General features: G+C 61.0%; 20 protein-coding genes. 5 read left to right on the top strand and 15 right to left on the bottom strand.

The features are described from left to right. Positions 1-92 precede the first annotated feature (92 nt). Positions 93-2,099, bottom strand: coding sequence for a LysM peptidoglycan-binding domain-containing protein (locus F3H58_RS06595; protein ID WP_149741608.1), 2,007 nt, complete (start codon positions 2,097-2,099; stop codon positions 93-95). Positions 2,100-2,255: 156 nt separating this feature from the next. Here F3H58_RS06595 and F3H58_RS06590 point away from each other — a divergent pair, with 156 nt between their 5' ends. Together F3H58_RS06590 and F3H58_RS06585 are read left to right on the top strand one after the other, a co-directional pair. Next, complete coding sequence (locus F3H58_RS06590) at positions 2,256-2,876, top strand: LOG family protein (RefSeq protein ID WP_149741607.1); 621 nt, start codon at positions 2,256-2,258, stop codon at positions 2,874-2,876. Positions 2,877-3,065: 189 nt separating this feature from the next. Next, complete coding sequence (locus tag F3H58_RS06585; protein ID WP_149741606.1) at positions 3,066-4,826, top strand: peptidoglycan D,D-transpeptidase FtsI family protein; 1,761 nt, start codon at positions 3,066-3,068, stop codon at positions 4,824-4,826. A 54-nt stretch (positions 4,827-4,880) separates the two neighbouring features. Here the strand turns inward: F3H58_RS06585 and rarD are convergent, their stop codons facing one another. The 14 genes from rarD to alr form a co-directional block, all read right to left on the bottom strand. Beyond that, entirely contained in the window at positions 4,881-5,789 is a 909-nt protein-coding gene (gene rarD / locus F3H58_RS06580; RefSeq protein WP_035237103.1) for an EamA family transporter RarD, read from the bottom strand. Between the two features lie 216 nt (positions 5,790-6,005). Next, on the bottom strand, positions 6,006-6,962 hold the full coding sequence (gene pip, locus F3H58_RS06575; protein ID WP_149741605.1) for a prolyl aminopeptidase: 957 nt from the start codon (positions 6,960-6,962) through the stop codon (positions 6,006-6,008). After that, the gene (locus tag F3H58_RS06570) at positions 6,959-7,444 is read right to left on the bottom strand and encodes a GFA family protein (RefSeq protein ID WP_149741604.1); all 486 of its coding nucleotides are present in this window, start codon (positions 7,442-7,444) and stop codon (positions 6,959-6,961) included. Before F3H58_RS06570 ends, pip begins: the two co-directional genes overlap by 4 nt. Further along, on the bottom strand, positions 7,441-7,905 hold the full coding sequence (locus F3H58_RS06565; protein ID WP_149741603.1) for a GFA family protein: 465 nt from the start codon (positions 7,903-7,905) through the stop codon (positions 7,441-7,443). The genes F3H58_RS06570 and F3H58_RS06565 overlap by 4 nt, the downstream gene beginning before the upstream one ends. After that, entirely contained in the window at positions 7,905-8,378 is a 474-nt protein-coding gene (locus F3H58_RS06560; RefSeq protein WP_125145860.1) for a GFA family protein, read from the bottom strand. The genes F3H58_RS06565 and F3H58_RS06560 overlap by 1 nt, the downstream gene beginning before the upstream one ends. Continuing rightward, the gene (locus F3H58_RS06555; protein WP_149741602.1) at positions 8,375-8,743 is read right to left on the bottom strand and encodes an endonuclease domain-containing protein; all 369 of its coding nucleotides are present in this window, start codon (positions 8,741-8,743) and stop codon (positions 8,375-8,377) included. Before F3H58_RS06555 ends, F3H58_RS06560 begins: the two co-directional genes overlap by 4 nt. A 257-nt stretch (positions 8,744-9,000) precedes the next feature. Then, positions 9,001-10,386, bottom strand: coding sequence for a cysteine--tRNA ligase (gene cysS, locus F3H58_RS06550; RefSeq protein ID WP_149741601.1), 1,386 nt, complete (start codon positions 10,384-10,386; stop codon positions 9,001-9,003). A gap of 217 nt (positions 10,387-10,603) precedes the next feature. Next, positions 10,604-11,362, bottom strand: a complete 759-nt coding sequence (locus F3H58_RS06545; protein ID WP_149741600.1) for an SDR family NAD(P)-dependent oxidoreductase — start codon at positions 11,360-11,362, stop codon at positions 10,604-10,606. Between the two features lie 145 nt (positions 11,363-11,507). Then, positions 11,508-13,016, bottom strand: coding sequence for an amidophosphoribosyltransferase (gene purF / locus F3H58_RS06540; RefSeq protein WP_003520704.1), 1,509 nt, complete (start codon positions 13,014-13,016; stop codon positions 11,508-11,510). 138 nt (positions 13,017-13,154) lie between these two features. Continuing rightward, positions 13,155-13,742, bottom strand: a complete 588-nt coding sequence (locus F3H58_RS06535; protein ID WP_003520707.1) for a CvpA family protein — start codon at positions 13,740-13,742, stop codon at positions 13,155-13,157. 89 nt (positions 13,743-13,831) lie between these two features. Then, positions 13,832-15,238 carry a DNA repair protein RadA gene (gene radA / locus F3H58_RS06530; RefSeq protein WP_149741599.1) on the bottom strand — a complete coding sequence of 469 codons (1,407 nt, stop codon included), beginning with the start codon at positions 15,236-15,238 and terminating at the stop codon, positions 13,832-13,834. 6 nt (positions 15,239-15,244) lie between these two features. Further along, on the bottom strand, positions 15,245-15,556 hold the full coding sequence (locus tag F3H58_RS06525; RefSeq protein WP_125145864.1) for a type II toxin-antitoxin system RelE/ParE family toxin: 312 nt from the start codon (positions 15,554-15,556) through the stop codon (positions 15,245-15,247). After that, entirely contained in the window at positions 15,553-15,807 is a 255-nt protein-coding gene (locus F3H58_RS06520) for a type II toxin-antitoxin system ParD family antitoxin (protein ID WP_149741598.1), read from the bottom strand. The genes F3H58_RS06525 and F3H58_RS06520 overlap by 4 nt, the downstream gene beginning before the upstream one ends. 65 nt (positions 15,808-15,872) lie before the next feature. After that, on the bottom strand, positions 15,873-17,048 hold the full coding sequence (gene alr, locus F3H58_RS06515; protein WP_149741597.1) for an alanine racemase: 1,176 nt from the start codon (positions 17,046-17,048) through the stop codon (positions 15,873-15,875). Positions 17,049-17,134: 86 nt separating this feature from the next. Here alr and F3H58_RS06510 point away from each other — a divergent pair, with 86 nt between their 5' ends. The 3 genes from F3H58_RS06510 to F3H58_RS06500 all read left to right on the top strand — a co-directional run bounded on the left by F3H58_RS06510 (position 17,135) and on the right by F3H58_RS06500 (position 19,134). Then, a complete protein-coding gene (locus F3H58_RS06510; protein WP_188128802.1) occupies positions 17,135-17,992 on the top strand; it encodes an AraC family transcriptional regulator in 858 nt (285 codons plus the stop codon). Positions 17,993-18,130: 138 nt separating this feature from the next. Continuing rightward, on the top strand, positions 18,131-18,835 hold the full coding sequence (locus tag F3H58_RS06505) for an AzlC family ABC transporter permease (protein ID WP_149741596.1): 705 nt from the start codon (positions 18,131-18,133) through the stop codon (positions 18,833-18,835). Next, positions 18,832-19,134, top strand: a complete 303-nt coding sequence (locus F3H58_RS06500; protein WP_149741595.1) for an AzlD family protein — start codon at positions 18,832-18,834, stop codon at positions 19,132-19,134. The genes F3H58_RS06505 and F3H58_RS06500 overlap by 4 nt, the downstream gene beginning before the upstream one ends. Positions 19,135-19,200 lie beyond the last annotated feature (66 nt).

Raw genomic sequence — 19,200 nt, 5'->3', positions numbered from 1 at the left:
CCGGAAGCCGACAGCAGGGCGGCGGCTTTGGTCAAGCCGCCGCGCGTGTCACAGATAGGGTCGTTGCGGGTTCACCGCAACGCTTCAAATGCTCAGGAGCCGCTCTTCAGCCGCTTGCGGTGAAGTTCTTCCGCATTCGGCAGCGCCTCTTTCGGCACGCCGAAAATCTGGCCGGGCTCGATCAGATCAGGGTTTTTGATCTGATCTTCGTTGGCGAGGTAGATCGTGGTGTAACGCACGCCCTGACCATAAACGCGACGGGAAATCTGCCACAGCGTATCGCCACGGCGGATGATGACGCTGTTCTGGCTCTCGGCAAGCGGCGCCTGCTCGAAGGTCTGCGGGCCGGCGGGCGCCTGTGGCGCGGGAGCGGCGGGTGCCGTGATGTGGAGTTCGGCAAGGCGGCTTGCCAGCGACGCAATACCCTTGCCGATTGCCGCCACATCGTTCGGCCATGCTTCGACCGATGTCAGCAACTGACGCGCTTTGGCGGTAATATCGCCCGCAAAAGCGGTGAAGGCGGGTTCGGTCGCGGCTGCGGTGCGGAATTCCGAAAGCGACTTGAGGCCGATGACGACGGCGGAGCGGCCGGCAATGGCCTGATCGAGCGCCGGCGTGGCCTGGTCCTTGTAGAGATTGGAAAGAATGCCGAAGGCCTTAGCGACATCGGCGCGCAGCTTTTCGAAAGCGGCGCGGTCGCTTGCCGTGCTCTGGTTTTCGGCAGGCGCCGCAGTCGTGGTCGCTGACGACGAAGCGGACGGCGACTGCATTGCGACGGTTGCCTGGTCGGTCTGCGGCCGCTCGAAGGGAACGCGCACGCGCACCTTCGCGGTCCCGTCGGCATTCAGTTCCTCGACGGTGATGATGTGGCTGCCGACGCTAAGATCGACATCGCCTTCGACGACGAAATGGCCGGAGGCTTCCGTGGTGCTCTTGCCGATTTCCCTGTCATCGACCAGCGCGCGCACCGTCGAACCGGCGGGCGCGGAACCGGCGACGAAAATCTTCGATCCCTCGAACTCGACGGCGGTGACCTGAACGCTCGATGTCAGCGGGGCCGCAGCGGACGGAGCCGCAGTACCGGCGAGCGGTGCGGAAGCGGTGTTGGCGCTGGGCTCAGGTGTTGCCGCAGGCTGCTGCGACGGCGCGGCTTGCGGCTGAAGCGCCGGCGGAGCCGCCTCCGGCATGGCCAGCACGCGGCTTGCCTTGCCGGGCTTGGAAACCATGGCCAGAAGCTCGCCCGTCTTGCCGTCAGGCACGGAAACCGTGGCCACTTCTTCGGATTGCGTCGCCTTGCCGCTGGCATCGGTCGAACGCAGCACCAGCTCGTGATCGCCCGGGGGAAGCGGATTGTCGAAAACCGCGGCGAAATCGCCGGTGCCGTCGATGGTCGTCTGGGCGACCACCTTGCCATTGCTCAAGATTTCGAGCTTCGCGCCGGGCTGTGCCTTGCCGGCAATCACGGCCGAACCATCCGGCTCGACGCGCAGCACGTCGAAAGTCGGTGTGCCGGAAGACGACTGTGCTGCATCGGCCGGTGCTGCGGCCGGTGTTGCCGGTTGGGGTGCGCCATCGTCGGTGCCGGCGAAGACGCCCGCCAGACGACGCACCTGTGCTGCCGCCGCCGCCGCATTGTCGGGCAGGCCGCGGAGGAACGCCGTGGCACGTTCGGCCGCCGTGCGGGCCGTGGTGATGAGCCGCGACGTCGTCTCGTCCAGCGACTCTGGAATTTCGATATTTGTCAGTTCCTTGAGCGAGGTCTCGACCTTCTTGCGCGCCGCTGCGAAATCGGCGTCAGAGGGAACCTTGCTATCGGCGAAAAGCGTCGTCAGATCCTTGATCGACTGGGTGGCGGAAGCCGCCCGCCGCCCGACCTTGTCGGCGATATTGGCGGTTTCTTCGGCCGCGTCGGAGAGAATGTCGCCCGCCTTGTCTGCTCCCATTTCAACGCTGTTCTTCACGGCGTTGCCGGCTTCGTTGATGGCGTCGCCGATCGGTTTGCCGTCGTTTGAAATCCGCGGCAGGACGAAAAAGATCATGAGCAGGGACGCAACGCCCAGCACGATCAGCGCCAGCAAACCGGCCTTATTATTTTTCATCCTGGAATCTCCGGGTATTTCAAGCTTTTCACACGAGTTGAGATTGCTAGCGTTTTACCTTCTCCCAGACAAGCGGCGAGTGGCCAAAAGGCCATATTTGCAAGGGATTTCCCAAATTTTCTTGACGTGCCGCATCGCACATAGTTCCTTCCCTTCATGACGGACAAAAATACAGCGATTCGATCCATCTGCGTTTATTGCGGCTCCCAGCCCGGACGTGATCCGGCCCATATGGAAGCGGGCCGCGCGCTTGGGAAGTCCATTGCCGAAAACGGCATTCGCCTCGTCTATGGCGGCGGCACCAAGGGCATCATGGGCGCAGTTGCCAGCGGTGTTCTTTCCAATGGCGGCGAAGTGACCGGCATCATACCGGAATTTCTGGTCGATATGGAGGCGACGCGCCATTCTCTCGGACAATTGAACGAGCTTGTCATCACCAAGGACATGCATGAGCGCAAACATATGATGTTCGAGCGCTCCGATGCCTTCGTGACATTGCCGGGCGGTGTCGGCACGCTGGAGGAGATCGTCGAGATCATGACCTGGGCGCAGCTCGGCCGCCATGCCAAGCCGATGGTCTTCGCCAATATCAACGGTTTCTGGAACCCGATGCTGGAACTGGTGCAGCACATGCGCGACCAGGGTTTCATCCACCGCGCGCATCTTCTCAACCCGCTCGTCATCGACGAGGTGAAAGATATCGTGCCCGCCATCATCGACCGGGCGCTCGCGCAGCAGAACCCGGAAGGCGATCTTTCGGTGATTTCCCGCCTCTAGGTCTGCCGTTTGTTAACGGCCGTCCGGGCGGCTCGTTACAATTTTAAGTGTATATTAATACAGATTTAACGGCGGCCTCGTTCCGCCCGCTCTTTTCATGGCTCTGCGACTGATCCTGTGCCAGCCTCAATAAGGCGTTGGTTGTCGCGGAATTCGTTTCGCCGCCATGAGAGTGGGTGTCATCGGGAAATGATTGCTTTTGTGGTGCGGCTCAAAAGTCGGGCGCATTTTATCATTCAGAGAAATTCCGCGCAGGGCAGGGAGGCGCTCCTTGGTTCCGCCGCCCGCCGCAGGGTCGATGCGCGCATGAGGCTCGGCATCGTGATCGCCGTCTTCGCCGTCATCTATGGCGTCGTCGCCGCGCGTCTCGTCCAATACGGTCTTGCCGAACCGGTGGCGACCGCATGGATCAATACCGGCGCAAACGCCGTAGCCTCCCGGCCGGATATTATCGATCGCAACGGCACGCTTCTGGCGACCGATCTCAACATGGTCTCGCTCTATGCGGATCCGCGCCGGATTGTCGATCCGGATGAGGTGGTGGAGAAACTCGCGACCGTCATTCCCAATCTCGACTGGCGTGAAACGCACCGCCGGTTGCGTTCGGATACCGGTTTTCAATGGCTGCAACGCCAGCTGACGCCCCGGCAGCAGGCGGATATTCTCAATCTCGGCATACCGGGCATCGGCTTCCGGCCGGAAAAGCGAAGGTTTTATCCGGGCGGCCCCACCGCGTCGCATATTATCGGTCACGTCAATGTCGACAATCAGGGGCTTGCCGGCATGGAGCGTTATCTCGACCAGCAGGGCCTGGCCGATCTGCGCGCCGTTGGTCTTGCCAGCGGCGCGCCGCTGGAGCCGGTCCGTCTCTCCATCGATCTCAGGGTACAGAACATCGTCCGCGAAGTGGTCGTGAAGGCGAAAAGCGCCTATCAGGCCGAAGCGGCAGGCTCTGTGATCCTCGATGTGGAGACGGGCGAAGTGCTGGCCATGGCCTCCGTGCCGGATTACGATCCGAACGAGGCTTCCCGCACCCTTGCCGATGGCAGCATTGACAGGGAGTACGAAAAGGGCTGGTTCAACCGGATGAGCAACGCCACCTTCGAAATGGGCTCCACTTTCAAGAGCTTCACGCTCGCCATGGGGCTGGATGCCGGGGCGATCACGCTGGGTTCGGTGGTGGATGCGTCGCGGCCGATCCGCATGGGCGGCTTCACCATCAAGGATTTCAAGGGCCGGAACCGGCCGCTTTCCATTCCGGAAGTGTTTCAATATTCATCGAATATCGGTACGGCGGCGGTGGCGGACAGGGTCGGCGTCGAGGGCCATCAGCAATTTCTGACGAAACTCGGGCTGCTGACCAGAATGGACACGGAAATGCCGGGCGTTGCCACGCCCACTCAGCCGAGAAACTGGAAGAAGATCAATTCCGTCACCATCTCCTTCGGCCACGGCGTCGCCACCACCCCGTTGCAGACGGCGGTGGCCGCTGCCGCGCTGATCAATGGCGGCAACCTGATTTCGCCGACCTTCCTGCCGCGTTCGAAAGAGGCCGCCGCATCGCTCGCGCGCACCGTCATCAACGACAGGACGAGCGCCGATATGCGTTACCTGTTCAACTGGAACGGCATCAAGGGTTCCGGCCGTGGCGCGCAGGTGGAAGGATTTCATGTGGGCGGCAAGACCGGAACCGCCGACAAGGTGATCAATGGCCGTTACGCCAAGGATATCAATTTCAACGCCTTCGTGGCCGGTTTTCCCATGCACAAGCCGAAATATGTCGTGCTGACGATGATCGACGCGCCGAGAACCGGCGTGAACGGCGGGCGAACGGCGGCCTCCACCGCAGCCCCCATGACCCGCGAAATCATCGCCCAGACGGCGGGCCTTCTCGGCGTCAAACCGCGTTTCGGTTACGATGCCAACCCGCATTTGCTGGTGGATTATTGACGCCACTTCTCCCCATTCCCGTGATGAGCAAAGGAATGAGGGAAGCGGCCCGGATTACCGCTTGAGCCGCAGCAGGCTGGAGCCGGTATAGATCGCCAGCGCCACCCAGATCATCGCAAAGGCGGCCATGCGCACCATGTCGAACGGCTCCTTGAAGACGAAAATGGCGATGAGGAAGATCATCGTCGGCGCGATATATTGCATGATGCCAATGGTCGACAGCCGCAGCAATTTCGCGCCATTGCCATAGAGGATGAGCGGCACGGCCGTGATGAGCCCGCTTGTCGCCAGAAGCCAGGTATCGGCGGAATTGCCGCCCATGAAATGCGCCTGTCCGTTGAAGGCAAGCCAGATCATCACCAGCACGGCGGGGATGGACAGAAGCATGACTTCCAGCAGGAAGCCCTGCGTCGCGCCAATCGGCAAAGTCTTGCGGAAAAAGGCGTAAAAACCCCAGGACACGGTGAGTGCGATGGACACCCAGGGCAGGCTGCCCGCATGCCAGGTGAGGATGGCCACCGCCAGCGCCACGAGGCCGATGGCGGCGATCTGCGCCGGATAGAGCTTTTCCTTGAGGAGAACCGCACCGAGGAAAATACTGAACAGCGGATTGATGAAATAGCCAAGCGCGGCATCGAGCGCGCGGCCTGCGCCGATCGCCCAGATATAGACGCCCCAGTTGATGCTGATCAGGATGGCCGTCAGGCTTGCCATCGCCAGCATCTTGGGAGTTCTGAGCGCGGTTCTGATTTCCGCCGTGCGTCCGAGCGCAATCAGCACGACGGCCGCAATCGGCACCGACCAGACGACGCGATGGACGATGACCTCGATCGGCGAAATATGCGCAACCGCCTTCATGTAAAAGGGAAGAAACCCCCAGAGCAGATAAGCGGAAAGCGCGAAAGCAAAACCGCGCGCGCTGTCGCCGCCCTCCTGGGCCGGGAGCGATTTGTCGAGTGCCATGGGGAGTACCGCCAATTGTTCGGATAGCGTTTTATAACGGATCGCCACAGTGGCGGCCAATTCATTTCCGTGAAGGTTTCATGAGAAAAACTGCATGAATAAAAGGCGCTCTGCCCTTGAAATGGGCTGCACCGCGACGGGAGGAGATGATTCACGCAGGAAGCCCCGCGTGAATCATTGTCTTATCCGGCCGTTGCAAGGCGCTGAAAGGACTGGTTATTTCCCGGCAAAACGGTCGTTGGCGCGGATCAGTTGGTCAAGAATGCCCGGCTCGCTCATCGCGTGTCCGGCCGCCTCGATGATGTGGAAATCCGCCTTCGGCCAGGCCTTGGCCAGCTGCCAGGCATATTTCAGCGGGCAGGGCATGTCATAACGCCCATGCACGATGACGCCGGGAATATCTTTCAGTTTGCCGGCGTCGCGCAGCAATTGGCCTTCCTCCAGCCAGCCGCCATTGACGAAGAAGTGGTTTTCGATGCGGGCGAAAGCGATGGCGTATTTATCCTCGCCGAAATCCTCGACCCGGTCGGGATCGCTGACGAGCGAGATGGTCGCCCCTTCCCACTGGCTCCATGCCTTGGCGCATTCGAGCTTCTTCGCCTCGTCGGCGCCGGTGAGATAGCGGTTATAGGCCTGCATCATCTCGCCGCGTTCAGCCTGCGGGATGGGCGCGATGAATTTTTCCCACCGATCCGGATACATTTCGGAAACGCCGAACTGGTAATACCAGTCCAGTTCCGGTCTGGTGACGGTGTAGATGCCGCGCAGAACCAGTTCGCTGACGCGGTCGGGATGGGTCTCGGCATAGGCGAGCGCCAGCGTCGAGCCCCAGGAACCGCCGAAAACCAACCATTTTTTGAAGCCGCAGAGTTCGCGCAGCCTTTCGATATCGGCAACGAGATGCCATGTGGTGTTGGCTTCAAGCTCCGCATGCGGCGTGGAGCGGCCGCAGCCGCGCTGATCGAACAGGATGACGTCGTAAAGGGCGGGATCGAAGACGCGGCGATGCGTGGGGTTCACCCCGCCGCCCGGACCGCCATGCAGGAAAACCGCCGGTTTTCCACCGCGCGTGCCCACCCGTTCCCAATAAATCGTGTGGCCATCCCCGACATCGAGCATGCCGGTCTCGAAAGGTTCGATCTCGGGGTAAAAGCCGCGCAATTCTTCGGTCATGGGTCATCGTCCTTCGCTGGCCATTCGGCCGTATCATAGTCCGGGTGCTGGCAATTTTTCACCCGAGGGGGAGGGCTATCCGTTGCAGGTTCCGGCTCGACCGGCAAGCCATCGAGTGCGCCGAACCAGTGCATTTTACCGGCGAGATTGGATTGCGCCTCGGGTCTTACCCGCTGGGGTTCGTCGAGCGAACCGAGGGTGATATTGATGAAATCGGCGCCCGGCATGTCATAGAACAGCGGCGTGCCGCATCTGCCGCAGAAACCGCGACGCACGTGATCGGAGGACTGGAACCACGCTGCTTCGCCACGGGTCATTTCAAATTGCGTAAGCGCAGCTGCGGCAAGCGGCATGAAATAATTGCCCGATGCCTTCTGGCACATGCGGCAATGGCACAGATGCGGATAACGAAGACCGCCCCCTATCCGATAACGCACCGCGCCGCACTGGCATCCGCCGCTGAAACCCTTGGCCCCGCTCATGCGCGCTCGTCTTCCGGTGGCCAGGCCTGCGTGTCGTGATCCGGGTGCTGATAGGAGGTGATCTCCGCCTCGTCCACGCCCTGTTCCACGGCCGGTTTGCCGAACAACTGCTCGATCCACGGCATGCGCTTGTGGAAATTGACCTGCACCTGCGGCTCGATAAGCTCGGGCTCATCGAAAGCGCCGATGGCGATCTCCACGCCGCCGGGATAATGATAGGTCAGCGGCGTGCCGCATTTGTTGCAGAAACCGCGATGGATTTTTGCCGAAGAGCGGAAGAGGGACGGCTGGCCGCGTGTCCAGGTCAGATGAGCCTGATCGGCGCTGACCAGCGCGCCGAAGAAATTGCCGAAATGTTTCTGGCACATGCGGCAATGGCAGATGGAGGCCCGGCCGAGCTTGCCCGCATGGAAACGCACGGCGCCGCACTGGCAACCGCCGGAGAATCCCGCTTCACTCATCATCTCTTCTCCGGTGGCCAGTTTTCAGTGTCGTGGTCGGGGTGCTGGTAGGAAACGAGATCGGCGAGGTAATCCACCTGCGTCAGGTCGTCCTCGGTGGCAACGGCAGGCAGCGTGTGAAGCGTGTCGACGAAATCGATCTTGCGTTCAACGCCCCACTGAATGGTCGGCGGCAACGCGGCGGGATCGTCAAAGGCCCCGGCCGCCACCGCCACACCGTCAGGCGCTTCATAAGTCAGCGGCGTTCCGCATTCTGGGCAGAAACCGCGCTTGACGACACTGGAGGACTGGAAGCGTTTCGGCTCTCCCCGCGTCCATTCGAATTCCACGCCGCGCACCGAAACCAGCGGCGCGTAATAGGCCCCGAAAGCCTTCTGGCACATGCGGCAATGGCATATGGAACTGTCTTTCAGTTCACCGGAGGCGCGAAAACGGATCGCGCCGCACTGGCATCCGCCGGTATATGTCGTCATGGTCGGTCCTCCTTTACCGTTCGGATAATATGGAGACAGACATTGTCGATGTCTCTGAGGATATCCTCGTTCCAGAAACGGAGGACTGTCCAGCCAAGTTCCTCAAACGTGCGTGTTCTCTCTCGGTCATAGGCTGCCGCAGCGTCGTCCGCGTGCTGAAACCCGTCCAGTTCGACAATGATCTTATGCGAGGGGCAAGCGAAATCAACGATATATCCGGCGACCGGCATCTGGCGTCTGAAAGACATGCCGTCAAGGCGGTGAGCGCGGACGGCGTTCCAGAACTTCAGTTCTGCGTCGGTCATGGCCTTTCGCATCTGCCGGGCATACGCGCGGTGTTTTAGCTCGACCTTGGCATGGGGCACGGGATGCTCGCGGCTTGATGGGGGTGCGGCGAGATTGGAGCATGGCGTGGGTGAAAGCAAGGGCGTGTCGTGGGTCTTACCCCCCTCTGCCCTGCCGGGCATCTCCCCCTCAAGGGGGGAGATCGATCTGTGGCTCGGCCTTGCCCATCTCAACGCTTAAGAGTGAAGTTGAGATAGTGCCTCTGGCTGATCTCCCCCCTTGAGGGGGAGATGCCCGGCAGGGCAGAGGGGGGTAAACCGCAAGCCGCAGCAGCAAATTACCGCTTCAACTCCCACGTCGTCGTCCGCTCCCCGGTCTCCTTGTCCTTGCCATCCTTCAACTGAATGCCGTTCTCGGAAAGCTCATCGCGCAACCGGTCCGCCTCCGCAAAGTTCTTCGCCTTCAGCATCTCCAGACGCAGCTGCACCAGCGCATCGACGGCCGAAACGATGGCCTCGTCCATTTCCGCCTTCTTCGGCAGGACACCTAGCAGGGCAGCACTCGCCGCAAAGGCGGGCAGCCTGGATGGGTCGGTGTTGGCAGCATGCGCCAGCGCATGCAGCGCCTGCACGGCGGCAACCGTGTTGAGATCGTCGGCGAGCGCTTCGAGCACGGTTTCATCCGGTGCAGCATCGGATGCTTCCGCTGCTGGCCATTTGGCGAGCAGGCGTTCGGCTTCTTCCAGACGCTTCACCGAAAAATCGATCGGCTCGCGATAATGCGTCATCAGCATGGCGAGGCGCAGAACCTCGCCCGGCCATTTCCGGCCGCCAAATTTCTCCGTGTGCAGCAATTCATAGATCGTCACGAAGTTGCCCTCGGACTTCGACATCTTGCGGCCTTCCACCTGCACGAAGCCGTTATGCATCCACAAATTGGCCATGACATGGGTGCCATTGGCGCAGCGCGATTGCGCAATTTCGTTTTCGTGATGCGGGAAAATGAGGTCGAGCCCGCCGCCATGAATATCGAAGACCTCGCCGAGATATCGGCCGGCCATGGCCGAGCATTCGATGTGCCAGCCCGGACGGCCACGGCCCCAGGGGCTTTCCCAGCCGGGCTCGTTATCCGAGGACAGTTTCCACAGCACGAAATCGCCGGGGGTTTTCTTGTGGGCTTCCACCGCCACGCGCGCCCCGGCCTGCTGCTCGTCCAGCGGCCGCTTGGAAAGCTGGCCATAATCGGCCATCGAGCGGGTATCGAACAGCACCTCGCCGCCGGCCGTATACGCATGTCCGCGGGCGATCAGCTTCTCGATGAGGTCGATCATCTCGGCTATATAGTCGGTGGCGCGCGGTTCGACGGTCGGGGGAAGGCAGCCGAGCGTGGCCACATCCTCATGGAACTGGTCTGCGGTCTTTTTGGTCACCGCATGGATGGCGTCGTTCAGCGGCAGATGCGGATAATCCCTCAGGGCCCGCGCATTGATCTTGTCATCGAGATCGGTGATGTTGCGGGCATAGGTCACATGGTCTTCGCCAAAGACGTGGCGCAGCAACCGGTAGAGAACATCGAAAACGATGACCGGGCGCGCATTGCCGATATGAGCAAAATCATAAACCGTCGGGCCGCAGACATACATGCGCACATTGTCCGCGTCGATCGGCGCAAATTCCGCTTTTTCGCGTGTGAGTGTATTGTGAAATTTCAGGCGCAAGGACATGCGGCAGTTCCCTAAAGGCAGAATATTATCCTGGCCGGAACGTTTATCTTTCTTGACCTTGCGGGAGACGAAAACGATCTGGCCGGTGGCGAACCAGCAAAAAAAATCTCAGCAGCAGGTGCAGATCATCGTTCTCATATCTTGCTTTATGGCGCGGCGGTGCGGCCCGGTCAAGAGCAACCGTGGTGACCAAATCGCCGCTCCGAGCGGAAAATATTCACTCCGGCTGACGGTAATCCACGAATTTCCCCTCGCGCACGAGGAAGAGTTTGCCTGTTTCTTTGAGATCGGGCGAGGCGAGCGGGAGAATGGCCGCGGCCACCTCTGACGGATGCGGCACGGTGGCCGGGTCTTCGCCGGGCATGGCCTGCGCGCGCATCGCCGTGCGCGTGGCGCCTGGATTGATGCTGTTGACGCGAAGGGCGCTCTTCTGCGTTTCCGCCGCCCAGGTGCGGGCCAGCGCTTCGACTGCCGCCTTGGAGGTGGAATAGACGCCCCAGAAGGGGCGACAGCTATGGGCGGCGCCCGAAGACAGGATCAGCGCGCGGCCGGCATCCGACTTCAGAAGCAGCGGTTCGACCGAGCGGATCAGCCGCCAGGTGGCGGTGACGTTGATGTTCATGACTCTTTCGAAGACTTTCGCCTCGATATGGCCAACCGGCGAAATGACGCCGAGAACGCCGGCATTGGCGACGAGAATATCGAGCTTGCCCCAGCGCTCGAAAATATTCGCGCCCAGCGCATCGATGGCTTTCATGTCGGAGAGATCGAAGGGAACCAGCGTCGCCGTGCCGCCGACGGCCTTTATGGCGTCGTCCAGCTCCTCAAGGCCGCCCACCGTGCGGGCGCAGGCGATGACATGCGCGCCGGCCCTGGCGAGCTCCAGCGCCGTGAAATAGCCGATGCCGCGCGAAGCGCCGGTAACGAGAGCGATGCGGCCCTTGAGATCGATAGTCCCCTTCAGATCGGTAGTCATTGTCTCCCCCGAATTGATTGCGCTTCCTTCTACGAAGCGCCGCTGGCTTTTCGCAAGCGATCATATCGTCGCATGCGAGGGCCTGAACAAAAGGCAAGAAAAAAGCGGCCACCGGAAGCCGGATGGCCGCTTTGTGTGAGGCGTGTCAGCCGTTGCTGGCCAGCATGGAAATCTTGCTGCCCATCGCCTCGCCATTCTGGTCGAGAAGGCGGGTCGGATAATCGCCGGTGAAATAATGGTCGGTGAACTGCGGACGCGCGGGGTTGCGGTTTTCGCCGCCCACCGCACGGTAAAGTCCGTCGATGGACAGGAAGGCCAGCGAATCGGCGCCGATATATTTCGCCATCGCCTCGACATCGGCATATTGGTTGGCGAGCAGCTTGTCGGCGTCCGGCGTGTCGATGCCGTAGAAGTCCGGATGGAAGATCATCGGGCTGGCAACGCGGATATGAACTTCCTTGGCGCCCGCCTCGCGGATCATCTGCACGATCTTCACCGAGGTCGTGCCGCGCACGATGGAATCATCCACCAGCACCACGCGCTTGCCCTCGATCATCGCCCGGTTGGCGGAATGCTTGAGCTTGACGCCGAAAGCGCGGATCTGCTGCGTCGGCTCGATGAAGGTGCGGCCGACATAATGGTTGCGGATGATGCCGTATTCGAAGGGAATACCGCTTTCCTGCGCAAAACCAAGTGCTGCCGGCGTGCCGCCATCGGGAACCGGAACCACCACATCGGCTTCCAGCGGGGCTTCCTTGGCAAGGTTCATGCCCATGTTCTTGCGCGTCGTATAGACGTTGCGGCCGCCGACGACGGAATCGGGGCGGGCGAAATAGACATATTCGAACAGGCAGAGACGCTCCGGCTGCGGCTTTGAAGGCTTGCGTGCATCGATGGTGATCGAACCGTCAGGCTGGATTTCGCAGATGATGACTTCGCCGTTCTCGACGTCACGAACGAACTTCGCGCCGATGATATCGAGAGCGCAGGTTTCCGAGCAGAAGATCGGCTTGCCATCCAGCTCGCCCATGACGAGAGGGCGGATGCCGATCGGGTCACGCGCGGCGATCAGCTTGGTGCGCGTCATCGCCAGCATCGAATAACCGCCTTCCATCTGGCGGATGGCGTCGATGAAACGATCGGCTGTGGAGGAGTGGCGCGAGCGGGCGATGAGGTGAAGGACGACTTCGGTATCGGATGTCGACTGACAGATGGCGCCGGTGGCGATGATCTGGCGGCGAAGCGTCAGGCCGTTGGTGAAATTGCCGTTATGGGCAATGGAAATGCCGCCTTCTTCCAGTTCGGCAAACAGCGGCTGCACGTTGCGCATCGCCACTTCGCCTGTCGTGGAATAACGGGTGTGGCCAATGGCGATGGAGCCGGGCAGGCGGGCAAGGGTTGCGGGATCGGTATAATGATCGCCAACGAGGCCCATATGGCGTTCCTGATGGAAGCGCTTGCCATCGAAGGAGACGATGCCGGCTGCTTCCTGGCCGCGATGCTGAAGCGCATGCAGCCCGAGAGCGGTCAGCGCCGAGGCGTCGGCATGGCCGAGAATGCCAAACACGCCGCATTCTTCATGCAGCGTATCGCCGTCGATCTCTTCCTTGAAAGTGGCCCCAGGGAACGGGGAATGCGAAAGCGGCTCAATCATCCGGCTTGCCCTTGCTCTCTACCGAGAAAAAAGAAAGACCTCTCCGGTGAGTATTTCACCCGGTCGGTCCGTCTGTGTCGTGCTTGATATTTAGCACAAATAGCGCGCCTTGCATGCATTGCAAGGCGCGACACTGTGTCAATTATTCGTTGCCGGCGGATTTGTTGCCGGCACATCTTCCGCAGGCGCCTGCGTGGCTGTCGGTTCCTGTGGTTTTCCGAGGATGCGGGCGCGGATCTGCGGTTCGATATCGTCAGGCAGAACCGCCTCCAGCTTGCCCACCAGCCCATCGAGGAAGGGCTTGGACTTCGCCTGCGTCACCCATTCCGGCTGCGTCTTCACATCCACCAGCCAGTTCCAGAAGGCGACCGCGACGACAAGCAGCAGAATGCCGCGCGCCGCGCCGAACAGGAAACCGAGCGTGCGATCCAAAGCGCCGATGCGGCTGTCGATGATGAAATCGGCAATGCGCGAGGTGATGAAGGAAATCACGATCAGCGAGACGAGGAAGACCACGCCTGCCGAACCGGCAATGGCGATCTTGTCGTCATCGGTATAGTTGCGCGCATAGGGCAGCAGGACGGGATAGAGATAATAGGCGGCGGCGACCGAACCGCCCCAGCTCGCAATCGACAGAATCTCGCGTGAAAAACCGCGCACCATTGCAAGAAGGGCGGAGAAAAGAACAACGGCGATGACGATGCCGTCGAAAATTGTAATGGGCATATACCAACTCCGGAGGTGCGACGCCTTGTCAGACGCTGCCTTGCCAATTTTGCGATCCTCTTACACCACTGTTTCCCTTGGCGAAAGGATCAATATTCGTCGTCCTCAACCTGTTTGAACCGGTTGCCGGAGCCGGCGATGCGGGCGACGAGGTCCGGCAGGCTTTCAATTTCCGTCCAGCGACCCTTGCCCGCTTTCGGCAATTCAGCCGAACCAGACGGCAGAAGTGCGGCGGAAAAGCCAAGTTTTTCAGCTTCTTTCAATCGCTGGCCCGTATGCGAGACCGGCCGAACCGCGCCCGACAGGCTGATTTCGCCGAAATAAACACAATCGGCGGGCAGGGCAAGACCGGCAAGCGAGGAAACCAGCGCCGAGGCAATCGCCATATCGGCGGCCGGTTCGGAAATGCGGTAGCCGCCCGCGACATTCAGATAGACATCATGCTGGCCGAGCTTCACGCCGCAATGGGCCTCCAGCACGGCCAGAATCATCGCGAGGCGGGAACTGTCCCAGCCGACCACGGCGCGACGCGGCGTACCCAGCGAAGTGGCAGCGACCAGCGCCTGCACCTCGACAAGCACGGGCCGCGTGCCCTCGATGCCGGCAAAAACCGCAGCACCCGGCGACTTTTCGTTGCGCTCGCCGAGAAACAGTTCGGAGGGGTTGGAGACTTCCCGGAGACCGCGATCCGACATTTCGAAAACACCAATTTCATCGGTCGGCCCGAAGCGATTCTTGACGGTGCGCAGGATGCGATGATGATGTCCGCGGTCGCCTTCGAAATAAAGCACGGCATCGACCATGTGCTCGACCACGCGCGGACCGGCGATCTGGCCTTCCTTGGTGACATGGCCGACGAGCACCATGGTCGCGCCGGTCTGCTTGGCGAAGCGGATCATCGCCTGCACACCGGTGCGCACCTGCGTCACCGTGCCGGGGGCGGAATCGGCCGTATCACTCCACAGCGTCTGGATGGAATCGATGATAACGAGATCGGGCCGCTTGCCTTCGGAAATCGTCGCCAGAATATCCTCGACATTGGTTTCCGCCGCCAGCAGCACATCGGTTTCCGCAGCCCCGAGACGCTGGGCGCGCAGACGCACCTGCGCCACCGCCTCTTCACCCGAGACATAGATGATGCGATGCCCGCGCCGCGAAAGGGCCGCTGCGGCCTGCATCAGCAACGTCGATTTGCCGATGCCCGGATCGCCGCCGATCAGAACCGCAGAACCGCGCACGAAACCGCCGCCGGTCGCCCGGTCGAGTTCGCTAATGCCGGTCGGAATGCGCGGCGCTTCCTCGATCTCGCCGGAAAGCGAGGTGAGGGTGACAGGTCGACCCTTTTTGGGTGTCTTGCCCGGCCCGGAGCCGATGCCACCCATCGGGTCCTCCTCGACGATGGTGTTCCATTCGCCGCAGCCTTCGCATTTTCCCGCCCAGCGGTTGTGAACCGTGCCGCAGTTCTGGCACACGAATTGGGTCTTGGCTTTGGCCATGTTATGTCAGTTTTCTTCTTCTACGTCTTCAGTGCCAATGTGTTGATGGCCGTGGACGATGCGCAATATGCGCAGTTCGTTTTCTTTTACACGAAAATAGATGCAGCGGTTTTTGTGATTTACGGCACGAAGACCGCTGCTGATCCAGTCACGGGAAACTCCGGTTAGACCCAGCCGGGCTGTATCCCGGATTTTCCGCTCAATAGCCGATACGAGCTGTTCGCCGGCGACCGGATTTTTGTCCTCCAGAAATTTATAGAGATGGATAAGATCACGAATGGCACGCGATGAGAGGGAATAAGTGCGGGCCTTTGTCACTTTTCGTTTCTGGCGCGTTCGATGATGTAGGCGGTCAGATCATCATCCGTCGAAAAGGTCACGTAGTCACCCCGTTCGAACTCTGCGTCAGATTCGTGAATCATCTTCCGGAGCTCCGCGAGTCGTCCCTCGTCACTGCTCAACAACTGCAGGCTCGCATGAATAACCGCGTCCGCATCGCTGTAGATGCCCGCCGCCACCTGCTCCTCGATGAACTTCTCGTCCTGCTCGCTCAAATGGATTTCGGGCATTTCGATCTCCTTTTGTTCTCTTCTAGCACAGGTCACCGCAGCTTTCCAAGGGCTAAAGGCGCGGCTCAGTCGTCGGCCATCAGATATTGCCGCTCGTAACGCAGGCCAAGCCCCGTCAGCATCTCGTAGCCGATGGTGCCGGCCGCCCGCGCGGTCTCGTCGACAGGCACATTGGGACCGAAAAGCTCGATATAGTCGCCGGCACGGATGGCATTGGCCGGAACATCCGTCACGTCGAAAATGGTGAGGTCCATGGTCACGCGGCCGGCGACCGGCACCCTGTGGCCGTTGACGACGCCATAGGCGCCACCATGGCCCATTTCGCGCAGCGGAATGCCGGAACCGGAAAGCGAACGCTGATATCCATCCGCGTAACCCACGGAAGCGATGGCAAGGCGGCTTGCGCGCTTCAGCAGAAAGGTGCCGCCATAACTCACGGTCTGTCCCTCGCCCGCTTCGCGAATCTGAATGATCCGCGCTTCGGCTGTGGCGACGGGACGCATCGGGTTCGCCATGCCGTTGACCGCTTCGCCGCCATAAAGGGCGATGCCGGGGCGGGTGAGGTCGAAATGATAGTCCGAGCCGAGGAAGATACCGGCGGAAGCCGAGAGGCTTGATTCGATGCCTTCGAAAGCAGCGCTAACCTTTCGGAATGATTCGAGCTGGACGCTGTTCATTGGCGATGAGGGCGTGTCGGCGCAGGCGAGGTGCGACAGCACCAGAACCGGGTCGAAACTCGCCGGCCGCGTCACGTCTTCAGCCAGAAACAGCGCGTCGTCGAGGGGCAGACCGAGGCGGTTGAAGCCCGTATCCACATGCAGCGCGCAGGGGTGATCGCCCCGCTCGGCAACCGTCGCCATCCAGAAGGAAAGCTGCTCCTCTGAGGCCAGAACCGGCACCAGATCATTGTCGAAAACTTGGCGTTCCTGGCCTTGCCAGATGCCTGATAGCACGAAGATACGCGCTTCCGGGGCATAGGAACGCAGGGTCGCACCCTCGGCCACAGTCGCCACGAAGAAATCGCGCGCGCCGGCATGGTAAAGCGTCGCCCCGCAATCCTCGATACCGAGACCATAGGCATCGGCCTTGACCACCGCTGCCGTCCGCGCCCTGCCGGAACGCTTCTTCATGTCCCGCCAATTATCGGCCAGAGCGCCGAGATCGACGGTCAGCCTCAGCGGCGCGTGCTCGAAAATGTCGGTTTCGTTTTCGGGAAAGCTGTCTTCGAAGTCGTCTGTCATGCCATGCGTCCGGTTGATTTTGGAACCGGCCAGACCCTAGCACTTTTGTTCAAGACGGTAAGGATCGAATGCTCTAAACTTTGCTCATGCACAATGTTTCGCAGGAACAGGCCATAGACGTCATGCCGATTGCGACGACGGAAACCACGCGTTTCTGGCGCGACAGGCGTTTTGGCGGCATGGAGTGCCTGAGCGCGACTTTTCTGACCCATGAATATTCGCCGCATGCGCATGATACCTTCTCGATCGGCGCAATCGAAAGCGGCTCGCAGATTTCCACCATTCAGGGCACAACCGAGCAGACGGGGCCGGGGCATCTTTATCTCATCAACCCGGATGAGGTTCACGATGGCGCACCGGGCGGCGGCGGTTATCGTTATCGGATGATCTATCCCGATATCGGCTTGCTGCGCGATATTATCGAGGATGTGACGGGCAGGGCCTTTCAAGGCACGCCCTCCTTTCCGAGATTTTTGCCCCGCGATCCGCAGATGGCGGCGGCTTTCCAGATGGCGCATCGGCGGCTGGAGGAGAAATCCGGCGCTCTGGAGGCGGATGAGGGCATGTTCTCGGTTCTCGCCGCCCTGTTCGGCAGGCACGGCAGCGCCATTATCCTGCCCGTCGAAACACGCGAGAAAACGGCGGTTTATACCGCCCGCGATTATCTTTCCGACAATTACGAGAGCGATATCGGCCTAGAGGAACTGGCCTCCATCGCCGGTCTCAGCCGTGCGCACCTCATTCGCGCTTTCAGGAAAGAGTTTCACATCACCCCGCATGCCTATCTGACGGATGTGCGCATCCGCAGGGCGCGCCGGCTTCTGCGCGCCGGCGAGATGCCGGCCGAGGTGGCGGCGATGTGCGGTTTTGCCGACCAGGCGCATTTCACCCGGCATTTCAAGGCCCGCACCGGTGTCACACCGGGGCAGTTCCGGTTGGCCTGAGTTCAAAGGCCGCATTTCCGTTCGGAAATGCGACAAAAGAAAAGGCGACGCTTCAGCAGAAAACCGCCTGACATCACTTTCGTTCAAGACCGAACAATGTCGCAAGCGTAATCCCTCTCTTTCGAAAGGGAGAATGCGATGTCGATATCGGGAAAAGGCGCGGAATTCAGCGCGGGATTGCGGGCCGCCGCGCCATTGCTGGTCGCCATGGTGCCGATTGGCGTGGTCTTCGGCGCTGTCGCCATCGGCAAGGGCCTGTCGCCGCTCGAAGCCTCGCTGATGTCGCTGCTGGTCTTTGCCGGCGGTTCGCAATTCGTGGCGATGGATTTATGGACGCATCCGGCAAGCTGGAGCGCGCTCGGCTTTGCGGCGCTGCTGGTCAATCTGCGCCATGTGCTGATGAGCGCCTCCATCGCCGGCAAGCTGGAGGATTTCAGGGGCTGGCGCAAATATGCCGCCATGCTGGTGCTGACGGATGAATCCTGGGCATTGTCCGAATTCCGCGTCATCGCCGGCAGGCTGACGGCGGCCTTTTTCACCGGCGCTGCGCTGTCGATCTATCTCGTCTGGAACCTTGCAACTCTTGCCGGCGCGCTGCTCGGTTCGGTGGTGGGGGATATGTCGGTCGTCGGTCTGGATTTCGCCTTTCCCGCCGTCTTCATCGTGCTGCTCATGGGGTTCTGGAAGGGCAGGGAAACCGGCTTCGTGCTTCTGGCAAGCGCCGCCGCCGCCTGTCTCACCCACGCGCTGGTTCCCGGCGCCTGGTATATCGCCGCCGGCGCGCTGGCGGGTCTGGCCGTCGCCGCCTTTGGCCACGAGGAACAGGCGGAGCAGCCGGCATGACACTCGATCCGAATACGCTGCTGACAATCCTTGCCATGATGGCGACAACCGTCGCCACGCGCCTTGGCGGCCTGTTGCTGGTCACTCATTTTACGCTGACACCGCGCCTGAAAAAGGCGCTCGGCGTGGTGCCGCCCGCCGTCCTGATGGCCGTGGTGACGCCGACAGCGCTCGCCAGTGGGCCGGCAGAAACCATCGCCTGCGCGATAACCGCCATCGCGGCGCTGCGCCTCAGCCTTCTGCCGGCCGCAACGCTCGGTGTTGCCGCCGTGGCGCTGCTGCGCGGAATCGGATTGTAAAAAAATCCTGCCAAAGTCCTGAAAAGATTCCGGACTCTGCGTTCGAAATGCAACGGGCGCAGCGAG

The sequence above is a fragment of the Rhizobium sp. NFACC06-2 genome, from assembly GCF_900101425.1.
Classification (GTDB): Bacteria; Pseudomonadota; Alphaproteobacteria; order Rhizobiales; family Rhizobiaceae; genus Agrobacterium; species Agrobacterium leguminum.
Note: the sequence above shows the minus strand (reverse complement) of the source record. Positions and strands in the feature narration are given on the sequence as shown.

What these genes read in the sequence shown, in the direction of transcription:
- purF (WP_003520704.1), bottom strand. Translation starts at nt 13,016, where the DNA reads ATGATTGAGCCGCTTTCGCATTCCCCGTTCCCTGGGGCCACTTTCAAG.
- alr (WP_149741597.1), bottom strand. Translation starts at nt 17,048, where the DNA reads ATGACAGACGACTTCGAAGACAGCTTTCCCGAAAACGAAACCGACATT.
- F3H58_RS06590 (WP_149741607.1), top strand. Translation starts at nt 2,256, where the DNA reads ATGACGGACAAAAATACAGCGATTCGATCCATCTGCGTTTATTGCGGC.
- F3H58_RS06570 (WP_149741604.1), bottom strand. Translation starts at nt 7,444, where the DNA reads ATGAGCGGGGCCAAGGGTTTCAGCGGCGGATGCCAGTGCGGCGCGGTG.
- F3H58_RS06535 (WP_003520707.1), bottom strand. Translation starts at nt 13,742, where the DNA reads ATGCCCATTACAATTTTCGACGGCATCGTCATCGCCGTTGTTCTTTTC.
- F3H58_RS06585 (WP_149741606.1), top strand. Translation starts at nt 3,066, where the DNA reads ATGATTGCTTTTGTGGTGCGGCTCAAAAGTCGGGCGCATTTTATCATT.
- F3H58_RS06500 (WP_149741595.1), top strand. Translation starts at nt 18,832, where the DNA reads ATGACACTCGATCCGAATACGCTGCTGACAATCCTTGCCATGATGGCG.
- pip (WP_149741605.1), bottom strand. Translation starts at nt 6,962, where the DNA reads ATGACCGAAGAATTGCGCGGCTTTTACCCCGAGATCGAACCTTTCGAG.
- F3H58_RS06510 (WP_188128802.1), top strand. Translation starts at nt 17,135, where the DNA reads ATGCACAATGTTTCGCAGGAACAGGCCATAGACGTCATGCCGATTGCG.
- F3H58_RS06565 (WP_149741603.1), bottom strand. Translation starts at nt 7,905, where the DNA reads ATGAGTGAAGCGGGATTCTCCGGCGGTTGCCAGTGCGGCGCCGTGCGT.
- radA (WP_149741599.1), bottom strand. Translation starts at nt 15,238, where the DNA reads ATGGCCAAAGCCAAGACCCAATTCGTGTGCCAGAACTGCGGCACGGTT.
- rarD (WP_035237103.1), bottom strand. Translation starts at nt 5,789, where the DNA reads ATGGCACTCGACAAATCGCTCCCGGCCCAGGAGGGCGGCGACAGCGCG.
- F3H58_RS06505 (WP_149741596.1), top strand. Translation starts at nt 18,131, where the DNA reads ATGTCGATATCGGGAAAAGGCGCGGAATTCAGCGCGGGATTGCGGGCC.
- F3H58_RS06520 (WP_149741598.1), bottom strand. Translation starts at nt 15,807, where the DNA reads ATGCCCGAAATCCATTTGAGCGAGCAGGACGAGAAGTTCATCGAGGAG.
- F3H58_RS06595 (WP_149741608.1), bottom strand. Translation starts at nt 2,099, where the DNA reads ATGAAAAATAATAAGGCCGGTTTGCTGGCGCTGATCGTGCTGGGCGTT.
- F3H58_RS06560 (WP_125145860.1), bottom strand. Translation starts at nt 8,378, where the DNA reads ATGACGACATATACCGGCGGATGCCAGTGCGGCGCGATCCGTTTTCGC.
- cysS (WP_149741601.1), bottom strand. Translation starts at nt 10,386, where the DNA reads ATGTCCTTGCGCCTGAAATTTCACAATACACTCACACGCGAAAAAGCG.
- F3H58_RS06545 (WP_149741600.1), bottom strand. Translation starts at nt 11,362, where the DNA reads ATGACTACCGATCTGAAGGGGACTATCGATCTCAAGGGCCGCATCGCT.